The sequence below is a fragment of the Nitrospina sp. 32_T5 genome, from assembly GCF_052156635.1.
Classification (GTDB): Bacteria; Nitrospinota; Nitrospinia; order Nitrospinales; family Nitrospinaceae; genus Nitrospina.
On record NZ_JBQKUO010000003.1, the window covers coordinates 448,763 to 463,537 of the forward strand.

Here is a 14,775-nt window from a genome sequence, read left to right on the forward strand (position 1 = left end):
GGGATAAAATGACACTTTTCGTTCTCATTCCTTTGCTTCCCCTCCTGGCGTCTCTCATTCTTCTGCTGGGAGGACGCCGTTGGGGCGAGAACAGTCACCGGATCGGGATTCCCGCCATCGCCATTTCCTTCGGACTATCCGTTGCCGCTTTTATCGAGGTGATGAGGAATGGACCCTTCACCCTTTCTCTATACCGTCTCTTTCAATCCGGTGCCCTGACCATTGACTTGAACCTGTTTGTGGACCAGCTGACGGTGTTGCTTTTGCTCCTGGTCACGGGGGTGAGCACGATTGTGCATGTGTATTCCTCGCGTTACATGATTGGAGATTCCCGCTACAACCGTTTTTTCGCCGTCATTGCGCTGTTTACCTTCTCCATGATCCTGCTGGTCATGAGCGGCAACCTTCTGATGTTGCTGGTCAGCTGGGAAGTGATGGGAATCTGTTCCTATTTATTGATTTCTCACGCCGCAGAACGGCCTCCCGCCTGCCGCGCCGCCACCAAAGCGTTTCTCGTGAACGCCGTTGCAGATGTCGGATTCAGCTTCGGCGTCATCCTCACTTTTTTTACTTTTGGCACCCTCGACATCCAGACCATCCTTGCCCAGGCGGAGGGCATGCAGGACCATACCATCAATATACTGGCGTGGATGGATTTGGAACTGCACATCCATCCGGTAACGGTCATCCCCTTCTTCCTCTTTATGGGGGCGATGGGAAAATCGGCTCAAATTCCGTTTCACGTATGGCTGCCCTTTGCCATGGAGGCGCCCACTCCGGTATCGGCGCTCATTCATGCGGCCACCATGGTGAATGCCGGTCCTTTTTTGCTGGTTCGGTTGAGTCCGCTGATCGTTCTTTCTCCGCCCGCCATGGCCTTCATTGCCGTTATTGGCGTTGCCACCGCGGTCTTTGCCGGAATCGTTTCCCTGACCCAGTCGGACATCAAAAAGATTCTGGCCTATTCCACGATCAGCCAGATCGGGTTCATGGTGATGGCCTGCGGCCTGGGCGCGTTTGCGGTTGCGATTTTTCATCTTCTCGCCCACGGATGCTACAAGGCGTTCTTTTTTCTATCCACCGGCAACGCATTGCAGTCCGTGGAGCAACACCTTGAGCACGGTACGCATGAACACCCTGTCCACAGGGAAGGAATGGGAACTTTGTATGGCGGGGCTTTAATGCTCGCGTTGATCCCGCCGTTCGTATTGTTTTCCGGATCGTATGAAAACCTTTGGGGAGTCAGCGGGTTTGCTTCCGCTGCGATCGGGTTCAAAGTCATTGGCCTGATCACGGTGTTTGTGGCCTCTCAATATATTTTTAAAGGCGTCACCTCGCTTTTCGCCAACGGGCCAAAAACTTATGGATCCGCTACAGGACCCGATGGAGTGGAGCCCCAAACAGTTCGCCCCCGGTTTTATAACGCCCCCGTTCTAACCGGCCTTTTTCTGGTTGCGGTAATTGGCGGCGGGTTGTTGATTCTGACCTGGAGCTGGTTCGCCGGCTTCCTTGCTCCGGCGTTGGCCTTTCCGTCGGTCCAAGTGGGAGAAGTTGCCGCCGGGCAGGGGTTCCCTTTTTGGCTTTTTGCTTCTCTTGCGGTGGCCGTGGCGGGATGGGTCCATGCCTGTTCAAGGCAGCTGCGAAATCAACATCAGTCCGCCAAAGCAAATGCGAGAACCCGCCGCCTGTATGTTCTGTTTTGGAATAAGGGGTATTTTGATGAAATCTATGACGCCTATCTGGTAAGGCCGACCATCCGGCTCGCGCACTGGCTGTGGCGGAGGATCGACGTAAAAATCATCGATCAGTTTATCCATTCTATTGCGTATTTCTCCGTGTATTTCGCCAGGCTGCTGTGGCGGATCGTTGACATAAGGGTCATCGATCAATTCATCCATTCCATCGCAACTTATTCTGTGCGTTTTGCCAGGCTGCTGTGGCGAATTGTCGATATTCGCATGCTGGATCAAAGAGTGGAACGAGTCGCAGGTAAAATCGATGCTACGGGACAGTTACTGCAAGAGATGGAATCCCGTACCATCCAGCGGCAATTATTGGTGATGATCTTTTGGTTGGGGGCCATGACGGGTTTGTTGTATTTCCTGGCTGTATGAAACCCCGGAGTGCGTCCCTGCAATAAAAGGCAAACAGCTTGCGAGCGGCCCCGGAAAGGGCTCTCTCGCTAATTTGAAAATCCACAGGCTTGCAACTTCCTTGTGGCGGAGGTTTCTAAAATGGCCATTTTGATGGACCACCTGATCAGCTGGATGATTGCCGTTCCATTTCTGGGTATTGCCATTCTGGGATTTGTACGTGATGCCAACTGGATTCGAAGAGTTGCTTTAAGCGTCACGCTGGTAGAGTTTTTCCTGTCGCTGGTACTCTGGAAGAGCTTTGATTTCACCCAGAAGAACATGCAATTCGTGGAGCGCATGGAATGGATGCCCACCTTCAATATCCAGTATGCGGTGGGTGTCGACGGCATCAGCATGCTGCTGGTGATGCTCACCGCCCTGCTCTGCCCGCTCTGTATCCTTTGTTCGTGGACGGGAATCACAACGCGGGTGCGCGCCTACCTCTCGCTGATCCTGCTGGTGGAAGGCGCCATGATCGTGGTCTTCACCGCCCTGGACCTGTTCCTGTTTTTCATGTTGTGGGAACTCACCATGATTCCCATGTATTTCATGATCATCCTCTGGGGAGGACCGAACCGCATCGCCGCCGGACTCAAATTCGTTTTGTACAGCCTGACCGGAAGCCTGCTGTTGCTCGTGGGAATCCTGGGCCTATACCTGAATGGCGGGCATACTTACGACCTGCTGGTGTTGTCGGAACAAACGTATTCTTCCAAGACGCAGTTCTGGCTGTTCCTCGCGTTCTTTCTGGCCTTTGCCATTAAAATGCCGATGGTCCCCTTCCATACGTGGCTTCCGGACGCCCACTCCGAAGCGCCAACAGCGGGCAGTGTGATTCTTGCCGGAGTCCTGCTGAAAATGGGCGGATACGGGTTTCTGCGCTTTTGCCTGCCGATGTTCCCGGAGGCCTCAGCCGATTTTGCCCCCTACATTCTGTGGCTGTCGGTCACAGCCATCATCTATGGAGGGTACATGGCCCTGGCGCAGTCCGACCTCAAAAAACTCGTGGCCTACTCTTCGGTTTCTCACATGGGTTTTGTGACTCTCGGAATTTTCGTGTTCAACAGCCAGGGAATCCAGGGGGCCGTCCTGCAGATGTTCAATCACGGAATCACCACCGCCGCTTTGTTCATAGCGGTCGGCCAATTGTACGACCGCACCCACAGCCGGGCGATTTCCGATTACGGCGGCCTGCACAAAACCATGCCACGATTTGTGGCCTTGTTCTTCCTCTTTTCAGTCGCCGCCTTTGGACTTCCAGGCACCTGCAACTTCATTGGGGAGTTTTTGGTCCTGGTAGGGACTTCCTATGTGAGCTTTGCCATGGTTTTCATCTCCATCGGCGGCATTCTTCTGGCTGCTTCCTACATGCTTTGGATGCTGCAACGGGTGGCGCTGGGGGAACCCTCCACGGAAGCCGCCAAAGCCCTCCCGGATTTGTCAAACCGGGAACTGGTCACGCTGATTCCGTTGGCCATCCTCGTGCTGGGGATTGGGTTGTACCCCTCCCCCTTGATGGAGATGATGGACGCAAGCGTGATTCACCTCATCCAGCAAACGCTGGAATCGCAGGCGGGTGAAACGTCTTTGCTGCAAATCCAACCCTGACCCCGCAACGCGGGAAAAAGCCGGGCACGTGCGGTTGGGCGGGGAATGAGGGCGGACCCCAAATTCATTTGCGTTGCGGGGTGCCCACCACCTCCGCTTCTTGTACTTCTCCCCCGTCCCGAACCGCCGCTGCCTCGTGCAGGTAATGTATCTGCGGATGGGGGTGACTGAGAAAGTCATGATGCGAAATGTGCCAGCCGTAAGCCCCCGCGTAGAGAAACAATAGAATGTCGCCCGCGCGCAACCGTTCCACCGGAACATCGCGCGCCAGCAGATCCTTCGGCGAGCAGAGTTCGCCGGCAACGGTCAGATCGCTGCCGCGCACCTCCGGTCGGGAAAACGGGAAGGGCCAGTCATCGACAGGTATGACCTGGAAAGGATGGTTGTGCTTCCACGAACTGGGCAACCGGAAGTGATGGCTTCCTCCACGAAGAACCGCAAACCACTTTCCATGAGTCAATTTCACATCGAGTACTTCCGCCGCATAATAACCGCAGGCGGCACTCAGGTAGCGTCCGCACTCGAACAGCAGGGTGAAGTCGGGACGCAGTTCCTCGATCAACGCACCGAGTTGCGAAGTGAATGTCTTCCAGTCGAATTGCTCCTCGAGATTCGCGTAATTGATCCCGATGCCCCCGCCCACATTGAGATGGCGCAGGTCGATCGAAAAGGATTCCGCCCACCTGCGCGCGGAGTGAATGTAATGGCCGATGAGTTGAACATGCCGGGATGCATCCAGATTGTTCGAGATGGAATGAAAATGAAAGCCATGCAGATCCACATGAGTGCATTGTTGCGCCTGGACGATCGCCATCGGAATGTCGGCCTCGGCAATGCCAAACTGCGTGGGCGCACCCGCCATGTGCAGGGTGGCGGAGGGCAGGATCTCACCCAGGTTGACGCGTAGCAAGATTGGAACCCTGGCGTTCATTTGCCTGGCGAGGTGATTCACCCGTTGCAGTTCGTGCAGACTTTCCACATGCAGGAGCTTGACCCGGTGGCGGATGGCGCAAACAATTTCCTCGTCGCTTTTACCCGGTCCGCCGAAAATGATCGGCACCCCCCTGTTCACCGCGCGCACTTTTTCAACCTCGCCACCGGATGCCACTTCAAAACCATGCACTATCGAGGACAACTCCTCCAGGATCCTCGCCTCCGAATTGGCCTTGATTGCGTAGTACAACTGGCATGATGCCGGAAGGGTTTGCACGGTCTGCCTGGCGTGGCGCCGCAGGTGGTCCAAGTCATAAAGGTAAGCGCAACACGGGTTCTTGTCCCGCGCCTTGAGGGTATTGATGTAGTCGATGATGTGTTTCACCTTCACGCCTCCTTACGAATCAGGTTTCATTGCCTGCAAAAAGGAATCATGCTCCGCGCGCAAGGCCCGTGAGGCGATACCCCGCTCGTCACCGAGGACAAAGGCCGTCACGCCCAGGTCCAGCCAGACCGGCAAGTCCGCCTGCGCCCGGGGGATGGCACAAAACGGGATGCCGTGTTGACGTGTCGCGTCATGCATCTCCCCCAGGGCTTGCTTCACTTCCGTTGCGCGCGTCTGCCACGGCATGCCCAGAGACTGGGAAAGGTCCGCCGCGCCTTCCAGCACCATGTCGATCCCTTCCACGGAGAGGATTTCCGGCAGGTTGTTCAAGCCTTCCTTATCCTCAATCATGGCGACCACCATGACCTCTTCGTTCGCCGCATGAATGTAATCGACCAGGTCCATCCTGCCGAACCCGGCGAGGCGGCCTCCATTCAAACCGCGGCACCCGTGCGGATGGTAACGGCTGGCCCGCACCGCGCGCGCGATGTCCTCGCCGCGGTTCACGCGGGGCACCACGACACCCTGCGCCCCGGCATCCAGCACATGCAAAATGGAATCGGGCGATCCGGCGGGGACGCGTACCAGCGCCGTGATCCCGGCGCATTCGGCCGCCCGGATCATGTTCGCCAGCGTTTCGGGATTCACCAGCGCGTGCTCGGTATCGAGAATCACGAAGTCGAATCCGGCACAACCGATCATCTCCACCACCAGCGGAGAAGGCGTCGAACAGAACAGGCCCGCCACCGGATTTCCTTCACGCAGTGCCTGTTTCAATGCATTGCGTCTCAGCATGCCAGGCGACTCCCCACGCGGGTTTCCCGGTCTTTGCCTGCAAGCGGATTGGCCACACTGTGAGTCCGCACTTTGGTGTCCGGCAACAGGCGGCGCAAGGTCAATTGCTCCACCCGGACCTCCGGCGCAAAAAAATCAAACAAGGCAAAACCCGGTTGCAACTCCGGAAAGCGGCCCTGGTATTCCAGGATCACATCCGAAAGCAGACTCCAGAACGCATCCTCGGCCAGACCGCAATGTTCACTCAACAGCAGCGCCAGCTCCGACAGGTTGATGAACAGGAGCGCATCGTGCACGAAGTCGCGAAGCTCCAGCGGGTCGTCGGTTTCGATATACGAATTGCGGTTGACGCGCGCATGCTCCTCCGGTGTGGCAAGCAGGTCCGGCCGATTTTCCGGGTCGGAAAGATACGCGGGAACAAAACGGATGCCGTCATGAAAATCCTTCAGCGCCACCCGGGCGGGCCAACCCTCTCTGTGAATCAGCATCATGTTCTGCGCGTGCGACTCGAGCGCAATGCCATGCGCGCACAACATGTGCATTACCGGGATCACACTCACCTCCATCAAACGGCGCAACCATGGGACCAGCCCGTGCGCCTCGATCCAGGGTTCGATGAAGGGCCGGCCATCGGCATCCAGGTGAGCCAGCGCATTGAAGGGAATGGCGCCCTCCCCTGCGTCGAGGTGAGGATGCAGGCTTTCCCTCCAGATGCAGGCGAGCATGCCGTAGGCTTTTTTCCGCACCGAGTCCGGACCCGCGGGCACATACACCGCGCCCTCAACTTCCGCCAGGAACACCGGGCACAATTCGTCACGCAAAAAATCATCCCGCTCCACAATGGACTTCAGCCAGGCGGAAATGGGCGCCGCATTTTGCACGGTATGTGGCGCGAGGATCCGTGACGTCGACGTGTTGAGGATGCCCAGGGCCAGTTTCAGGTAACACCGGTCCGGCCGGGTTTCATTCGTCAGCGTTCGGATGGATTGCTGGGCGCGGTAACGGTCTTCCGCAGGACCCAGAACCATGAGATCTTTTCGGCGGATATCCTGAAACAAGGTGGGCACGATCTGCTCCCGCCATTGCCAGGGATGAACGGGCAGCAGATGATAATCCTCAGGCCGTCCCCCCTGCTGTTCAATCATATTTATGAAGCGCGCCATGACCGTCTCGCCCAGTTCCGCGGCGACGAACTCTGAAAATCCGTCCTCGCCCGAACCCTGAACCCGGAGAAGATCGCTACGCGCCGCCACCCACAACGGTTCCAGCGGTTGACCGAACTCATGGCCGTAAGACAGGTTGTCCTGATGATCGAATCCGATGCGGGATTTATAACAGGGGTGGTACGGGTGACCGTCTGCAAGCAGGGATTCCACATCATCGAACCCGAGCGACCGCAGAGGAACCGCCTGTTGGCGCCGCGCATACTGGGCCAGGCAGTCATTGAATAGTGTCCGTTCCAGCTCATGGACAAACTGCGTCAGCCGGTCCGGGTCCACATTCATGGAGCCCTGGATTTCCAGCAGGAAATCAGCCAGCGAGTCCGCCTCGTTCACCGAACTTTTCGCATACCGCATCACCGGCGCGGCATCCAGCCGGATGCGTTCGAAGCTGGCGCGCCGCCGTCCCTCAAACCGGTAATGCAGGGCGGCGCCGTTGGCGTCGCATCCGTCCAGCTGATAATGCAGTCTGTCGCCGACGGCCTTGCATCGGGGCCGGATCACTTTTTCATAAATCAGCGTCTCCAGCAGTTGCCGGAAAATGCGTCGGCGAACATGAATGAAGGATTCGGACCGCAACGCCCGTTCCACTTCATGGTCGGCGGAAACGGTCGATGGGGAACCGTTTCCTGTTTTCAAAATGGACTCGGTCATGACGCATTCTCCTGCATGGGGTTGGGCACAGAGACGTACAACGGACGTTCGCCGCGTTCGCGCAGGCGGCTCAAGAAGTTGGCTTTACCTGGAAACGTTTCCCTGTTGAGCAGATCGTGGATAAAATCCGCTTCTCCTTTTCCTGAAAACAAATCCAGGTGATCCCGCAGGGTGGAACCCACCACGCCCCACAATGAACGTTCGCCCACGTCTCCATGACGCGCGAGCGTGGCGATCAAGTGACCGAAATGGTTCACCAGGATGTAGTATTGAAAACGGTGCCAGGCTTCGCTGTCATCGTAAAAGGCCGCGTTGTTTTCTTCCAGGTGTGAAAACAGTCCATGACGTTCCGCTATGCCCCGGGCGATGCTGGCACCTTCGAGGTCGCGGACAAAAAACCGTTCCGGCCAACCGTCGCGAACCGCCAGCAGGGTGTTCTGCACGTGCGCCTCCAGGCTGATGCCTCCCTGCACGAAGCATTGCAACAGCGGCACCAGGCTGATCTCCATGTAACGCCGCAACCACTCGCCGAGAAAGGGCGCATCCACGGGCCTGCCACAACCCCCTGCGGCACGGTGAACGCAATGCATGATCGCCGGCATCCCGCCCCGGATATCCGGTTCCAGCAGTCCCGCCAGCACCATGGGCGACGGAAGCCCAGTTGGGGCGGAACGAAACAGAACGGCGGAACTCGCCACCAGTTGTTCCCGCGTCTCCGCATCCCATTCCGGATTGCAAAGCATCCGGTAACCGACTTCGGTCAACACCGAAAATCCACGGACCGGTTTGTGCCGTGTCCAGATCGAAAGCGCCCGGCTGGCCGTCACACTGCGTTGCATCTGCTCCAGCGGATTGACCCTGTAAAAATTGGTCAGGCGAACGTTGAAAGGAAGTTTGAAAAAGTATTCGTGTTGCGGGTCCCGCACCGTGCGAACGGAGGAAGTCGGGAAAACCGGTTCGCCCAGAACACCCAGGTCCCGCACACGCCCCCCGGCCATCAAGTCCTGGATCGCCTTTTGATTGCAAAGGTAACCGTACTGCCAGGGGTGGCAGGGCAACAGGGGCCAGTCCTTGCAACGCTCATCCAGGCGCTGATCCGCTTCCTTCCGCACCGCCTCCGGAATCACGACCTCAACCGCGCCGGGAAAAAAATCCTCCTGCAGAAATGCCGGGTCCACTGCCAAATAATGCAAACGAAAGGTCACTCCCAACTCGGGTGAATAGCGGGCCAGGTCCTGGGTGGAGAACCCTTCCGAACTCTTCGGTGTCGGGTGAAACGGGTGGCCGAACAGCAGGGATTGCTCCGCTGTCAAAAGAGGATCTTCAGCATTGGGATCCCAGGCCGCCGCCCCGTTGCGCAGGCGCATCTCGACGTAGTGCGTGGTCTTTTCGAGACTGTTCTGGATGTGGGCCAACAAACTGTTGACCCGTTCTTCCTGGTTGGGTCCCGCGAGTTCCGACATCAGCAGTCGCGCCAGTTCCACCGCCCCCGTAACCGGCCGGGGAGCGGTCTCACCCATGCGGCACCACCACTGCGCGTCAAACTCGTGATGGCCGATGGCGGAGCGATGACGGCATACCCCTATCAGCAGAACGTCTGTCGCCGCGAGCCGCAAAGTCACCGCCCGCCCTTGTGCCGCCAAGCGTTGAAGGATCTCCCGGCAAGCCCCATCCAGTATGGAGGAATCAGGTTCGCACGGGGGTTCATGGGTACCGGTTTCGCGCAGGTAGCAATTTATCAGGCGTTCGACCGCCGCCCGTTCCGCCAACTCTTGAGCCGTATTGTCGGTTATTGGTTTCATGAGACATACTCCATTTCCCACGGACGACGCTGTCTCCAGACAAGGCCCGCCGCAACGAGCATGAGTCCTGCCATGAAGAGGAACGCCGTGGGCAATGTAAAGAACGTGGATAACCCGGCACTTGCCAACGGCCCTATGATTTGTCCCAGCGTAAGGACACTGTTGGCAACGCCGATTTGAGTCCCCTGATTCACCGGAACCCCGGCCTGACTGATCCGCAGATAAATGGTTTGCACCAGTGCGGCAAAGAAAAAGCCCTGAACCATGCGCAATGGCAGGAACCATTCCACATCGGTCACGAGTGCCTGAAAAGCAATACTGAGTGCGCACCCGGAGGCGGCGATGGAAAAATTGAATTCCATGGCAGTACGATCGTTGCGGTTTCCCCACCAGGGCGAGCTCAGGAAAGTCGCACCCCAGGTTGCGGCATAAAGAATCCCGACCCAGGTTGCGGCGTAGGAGGGGTCGGCCAGCAGAGACTGAACCTGAAGTGCAAAGATGCTCACCAGGCCGTAGGCACCGGCCTGAACGCAGATACCCGCAAGGACAAAGGCGCGCGGACCGGGATCACGAAACAATGAAGATACCGCCTGCCGTGGAAGGGGGCGTTCCGCCCCGACCGATTCCACCGTTTGTTGCGTCAATACCCGGGCGGCGAGCAAGGCACCCATTGCAGAAGCCAGTCCGGTGAACACCAGCAAAGGACGCAGGCTCCACAGGTCCGCCATCAACCCGCCCAGCAAGGGACCGGCCAGGCACCCCGCGGCCGTCGCGCTTTGCAGGCCGCCCAACGCCCGCCCCCGCGCCGCCTCCGGTGCCGCAACGCTGACGAATGCGGCAATCGAAACCGTCAAGCCGCACGCACCCTGCAACAGACGGCTGAGAACAAATTCTACCGGGGTGTGCGCCAGAGCCATCCATAGCATGCTGAGGGCAAATCCAAGGAAGGCGCAGGTGACAGTCGTTTTACTTCCAAACCGGTCACCCAGCCAACCCCATAGAGGCGCCGCCAGCAGCACGCTGAATGCCGGCGCTGCCAGCGCCACAGCCGTCCAGCCGGGATTCGCCTCAGCCCCCCCGCCCAATGTTTGAATATAAAAAGGAAGGAGCGGCACCAATGCCATCAAACCCAGAGACGCGAAGAATTGTCCGCTCCACAGCAACCGGTAATCGCGCCGCCATGCCGCTTCGGCAACAGTCATGAGTCCGCTCTCCCCTGTGCCGGTTCCACCGTCAAAGCGCGCAACGGATTGGCAATGAGCCCGCGCCCACTGGGCATGCCCGCGCCCGTTGCCTCCCTCGCAAGGAACGGCGTCAGCAACAGTTTCGTCGGCCAGGTGTCATTTTGAAGCAGTTCCCTTTCCAATACATCGCGCGCGGGGGCGGGAAGGTCGAGCGCAGCAAGCGCCGACTCGATGCTGTTTTTTATCACGTGCCAGCCATCGCGCTCCGTTACGGGATACGCCTGCGCCAGAGCATGAACGATGGCAAAAAGATTCACCTGTACCCCGAGAGTCTGAAAGTACATGAGCAAATCTTCGGGACTGTGATTGATCATGGTATTGGGAGTCGTGTGGTTGAGCACATAATCCGGTTCCGGCAGGCCGCGGGCCTGCAACCAGGGACGGTGTATGCGCACGGTGTCGTGATCACGCAACAGCAACCCATCCAGACCGCCGTCCCGAATGACCAGCAACACATTCTGGCCATGCACTTCCGGCATGACGCCAAAACCAAAACACACAAAAGAAAATTCGATCAATTGTCTGCAAATAACGCCGAACACCTCCAACACCCATTCGTCGCCGTTGTTTGAAACGGGCCACTGAGATAACAACTTTTCCATTGCAGGCGTGCGCCCTTCCCCTGTCACCACCGTGAGGGCCGACATGGGAACCAGGCTGACCCGGGGATTTTCGATGAGTTGTTGCGGGTAAGCGCGCACCATGCAGGAAAGATGACCCGGCCGGTCCGCCAGCGGCCCGTCTTCCGGCGTGGAAAGCGACCACCATTTTTCCTCGGAACACAAGTACAGCCTTCCATCCGCGAGAGCCGAACGCGCGATGACCTGCTCCAGCAGTTTCTGTCCCTGCACCCCGTTGTGCAGGTAGCGCGGCGGCAAAATGCGCAAGGCGCCAAGCGAACGAATGCCGATCGGAAGTTTGATGTGGTTCGCTCCCTTATTTGCTGGAGCCAGGCTGCGCACCGATGAAGTGGCTGTGAAGCGGCCGGCATTTCCTGCCAGCGGCACACACACACCACGCTCGAACTCGGAAGCCAGCACTTCAGGCAACACATGTTGCGCATGCCAGGGATGCACCGGCATTACGCAGTATTCATCGAAAGCCAATCCGGCGTGACACAGCATTTCCTTCAGCTTCTCCCGTTCCGCCCCGGTGAGAATCGAATCCCACGGATCGCTTCCTGTTGCAGCGGGACTGGACTCAATGAAGCCGCGTTGAACCGCAACCCATGCGAGTAAAAAGTCGTTTCCATACTCGGCGCTGTAGTGGCGATAATCCTCCGCAGTCCAACCGCTTTTCGCCCGTGCGGTGGGGTGAAAAGGGCGATCCTCCAACGCGGCGAACCGTTCCCAGGCCACGAGGCCGGGAGAGACGGAGGACGCAAGCGCGGATTCAACGGCACCTGCTTTCGCAATCGACAATGAACTTTGTTCGATGGACAAATCCAGGTCTTCCAGGAAGGCAGGCAGATTCGGCCAGGAGGACTCCACCTCACCGGGGGTCTCCGTCGCGGCCAGGGCCAGAACCAACTTCTCAGGAGTCTGCTCCTGCCACACCGTCTCACCGTCACCGGGCGAGAGGTGCAGGACCGGCGGGCGGCTCAACCGGAAGGGTTGCAAAAAGGCATGACGCCGGGCGCGAAATACAATCCGGCCCTCTGCCCCGGGAAGTGGAAGGCTGATATAGGATTCATCCTCGTCCAGCTGGAAACCGGGAACCCTGCCTGCTGCCGTGCTGGAACCCGACAGTTCCATGCGATCCATCACGCCAAACAGGTTTTCCTGCAACAACGCATCGACCAGCCCATGCAGGACGGAGTCGGGCTTCATCAGAAAGGACAACCGAATCATCAGTACAGTTTCAGCCAGGTGCCGGTTCCGGTTGAAAGCGCCTGTTGATACAGCGCGTGCGCGCAGGCCAGGTCGTCGATAGCCATGCCCATGGGATTGAGCAGGATGATTTCATTGTCGGTTTCGCGGCCCGGTCGCCGGCCGTCCACAATCTCGCCCAGCTCGGCGTGCAACTGTTCGCGGGAGAACCGGCCTTCCAGCACCAGCTGGTTGATGACCTTCTTTTCGCGATTGCACTGGTCCCAGTCATCGACCACGACCTTGTCGACCTGCAAAAAGACTTCCTTGTGCACATCCATGATCGAGACATTGCTGACAAAAGACCCGCGGGCCAGCCACTCAAACGGGATGTAAGGTTTATCGGTGACGGTACACGGCGCCACCACCTCCCCGTTGCGCACAGCCGCCTCGGCGGAATCCGCTGCGTGGAATTGAACATGGCTGTATCCCGCCCCGACCTGGTCGATGAGCGCGTGCACCGCGTCCACGTTGAGATCAAACAAATGCACCTCGGTGATCGACGGGAACTGCTCGAGCAAGGTCGTCAACTGCATGCGGCCGATGGGTCCGCAACCGATGATGGCGACGCGGGCAAATCCTTTCCGCGCCAGATAACGCGCCGCCACCGCCGTCACCGCCGCTGTGCGCATGCCGCTGATCAGGCCGCCTTCCATCACCGCCATCGGGTAATTGGTGTCCGGATGGTTGAGGATGGTGAGGGCGCTGGCGCGTTCCAGGCGGTGGCGTCCCGGGTTCTGCTGGCGGCTGCCCACCCACTTGATTCCCGCAACCGGCTCGCCGCCGCCCAGGTAACCGGGCATGGCAATGATCCGGTCCGCAATATGTCCGGCGCCGGGCCAGCGGAGATAGGGCTTCAACGGCTGGACAAACTCCTTTCTCGCGTGAAGGAGCAATCCCTGGGTCAACGCCCGCATATAAATTTCAGAATGGCCGCCACCCAGCGTCATCAGGTCGGAACGGCTCAGGTAAAGAACTTTTGGTGTGGCGTTTTCAACCACGGCTTCATTGACTGCTTGTTGTGTTTGGGTCATGGCACATTTACCTTTAGTGATTGGTTGAGGCCGACAACGTCTCTGGCCGGAAGGGAGTAAGCGAGGTCCGCCACCTCCCGCCCTAAACCCGATACCCAGGATTCGTCATACACCATGTCGAGGTAACGGTCACCGCGATCGGGAAACAGAGTCAAGACGCGGTAGGGACGGGGAAAGGTCGGAAGTAGTTTTTGAATGGCGGCGACCACCGACCCGGAGGAACCGCCGGCAAAGATGCCTTCTTTTGCCAACAGGGCGTGGCACCCCTGGACGGACTCCCAGTCGCTGACATGAATGACTTCGTCGATCTCTTCCGGTTTGAGCAACTCCGGAATGCGACTGGCGCCGATGCCCGGCAGCTGGCGGGGTCGGGGTTCGGTTCCGAAAATGACCGAACCGAACGCATCCACCGCCACCACGCGCAGATTGGGGAACCTGTCTCGAAGGCGCCGGGCCAGCCCCAGGATCGTGCCGCTGGTGCTGACCCCGACTACGAGGCAGTCGATGGGCCCATCCAGTTGCCGGATGATCTCCTCCCCCTCCCCCTGGTAATGGGACTGGAGGTTGTTCTCATTGGCGTACTGGTTGACCCAGATGCTGTTGGGGATTTCCTGCAAAAGGGCTTTGACCCGCTTGATCCGGCTTTTCAGGTAGCCACCCTGGTCGTCCTTTTCCTCGACCATGTCGATGCGCGCTCCCAGCAGTTTGATGATGCGCAGATTGGTCTCGGATATCTTCGGATCGACCACGCAGGTGAAAGCCAGGCCATGGATCTTTGCGTTCATGGCCAGGGCAATGCCGAGATTTCCAGAGGTACTTTCAATCAGGTGGGTGCCCGGACGGATACTCCCGTCACGCAGGCCCTGCTCCACAATAAAACGGGCGGGGCGGTCTTTCACGCTCCCGCCCGGATTGAGCAGCTCCAGCTTGGCGATCACATCCAGTCCCGGATGCGAAAAGAGCCGGGACAGACGAACCAGTGGCGTGTTGCCCACACAACTGACAACGGATTCATGAACCATTCAACATGGCCTCCTTGACCTTAAGAAAAATGCCAACTGCTTATTTACTTCGGTTCCTTTTCTCAAGCGCCGGAG

Annotated in this window: 10 protein-coding genes; 2 read left to right on the forward strand and 8 right to left on the reverse strand. The window is 58.3% G+C overall.

The features are described from left to right. The first annotated feature begins 8 nt into the window (after window positions 1-8). Together ACTRW9_RS10405 and ACTRW9_RS10410 are read left to right on the forward strand one after the other, a co-directional pair. Window positions 9-2,114 carry an NADH-quinone oxidoreductase subunit 5 family protein gene (locus ACTRW9_RS10405; RefSeq protein WP_442429274.1) on the forward strand — a complete coding sequence of 702 codons (2,106 nt, stop codon included), beginning with the start codon at window positions 9-11 and terminating at the stop codon, window positions 2,112-2,114. 120 nt (window positions 2,115-2,234) lie between these two features. Further along, a complete protein-coding gene (locus tag ACTRW9_RS10410; RefSeq protein ID WP_442429275.1) occupies window positions 2,235-3,743 on the forward strand; it encodes a complex I subunit 4 family protein in 1,509 nt (502 codons plus the stop codon). A 64-nt stretch (window positions 3,744-3,807) separates the two neighbouring features. Here ACTRW9_RS10410 and ACTRW9_RS10415 read toward each other — a convergent pair whose 3' ends face one another. From ACTRW9_RS10415 to sbnA, 8 genes are read right to left on the reverse strand one after another with little or no spacing between them, the layout of a single operon-like run. After that, entirely contained in the window at window positions 3,808-5,061 is a 1,254-nt protein-coding gene (locus ACTRW9_RS10415) for a type III PLP-dependent enzyme (RefSeq protein WP_442429276.1), read from the reverse strand. A 12-nt stretch (window positions 5,062-5,073) separates the two neighbouring features. Beyond that, entirely contained in the window at window positions 5,074-5,856 is a 783-nt protein-coding gene (locus ACTRW9_RS10420; RefSeq protein ID WP_442429277.1) for an HpcH/HpaI aldolase family protein, read from the reverse strand. Next, entirely contained in the window at window positions 5,850-7,730 is a 1,881-nt protein-coding gene (locus ACTRW9_RS10425; RefSeq protein ID WP_442429278.1) for an IucA/IucC family protein, read from the reverse strand. The genes ACTRW9_RS10420 and ACTRW9_RS10425 overlap by 7 nt, the downstream gene beginning before the upstream one ends. Beyond that, window positions 7,727-9,532, reverse strand: a complete 1,806-nt coding sequence (locus ACTRW9_RS10430) for an IucA/IucC family protein (protein ID WP_442429279.1) — start codon at window positions 9,530-9,532, stop codon at window positions 7,727-7,729. The genes ACTRW9_RS10425 and ACTRW9_RS10430 overlap by 4 nt, the downstream gene beginning before the upstream one ends. Continuing rightward, window positions 9,529-10,734 (reverse strand): MFS transporter, encoded by a 1,206-nt coding sequence (locus ACTRW9_RS10435; RefSeq protein WP_442429280.1) that lies wholly within the window; start codon window positions 10,732-10,734, stop codon window positions 9,529-9,531. Before ACTRW9_RS10435 ends, ACTRW9_RS10430 begins: the two co-directional genes overlap by 4 nt. Continuing rightward, window positions 10,731-12,626, reverse strand: a complete 1,896-nt coding sequence (locus ACTRW9_RS10440; RefSeq protein WP_442429281.1) for an IucA/IucC family protein — start codon at window positions 12,624-12,626, stop codon at window positions 10,731-10,733. The genes ACTRW9_RS10435 and ACTRW9_RS10440 overlap by 4 nt, the downstream gene beginning before the upstream one ends. Continuing rightward, window positions 12,626-13,678: a 2,3-diaminopropionate biosynthesis protein SbnB gene (gene sbnB, locus ACTRW9_RS10445; protein WP_442429282.1), complete on the reverse strand. Its 1,053-nt coding sequence runs from the start codon at window positions 13,676-13,678 to the stop codon at window positions 12,626-12,628. The genes ACTRW9_RS10440 and sbnB overlap by 1 nt, the downstream gene beginning before the upstream one ends. Further along, entirely contained in the window at window positions 13,675-14,700 is a 1,026-nt protein-coding gene (gene sbnA, locus ACTRW9_RS10450; RefSeq protein ID WP_442429283.1) for a 2,3-diaminopropionate biosynthesis protein SbnA, read from the reverse strand. Before sbnA ends, sbnB begins: the two co-directional genes overlap by 4 nt. Between the last annotated feature and the right edge of the window lie 75 nt (window positions 14,701-14,775).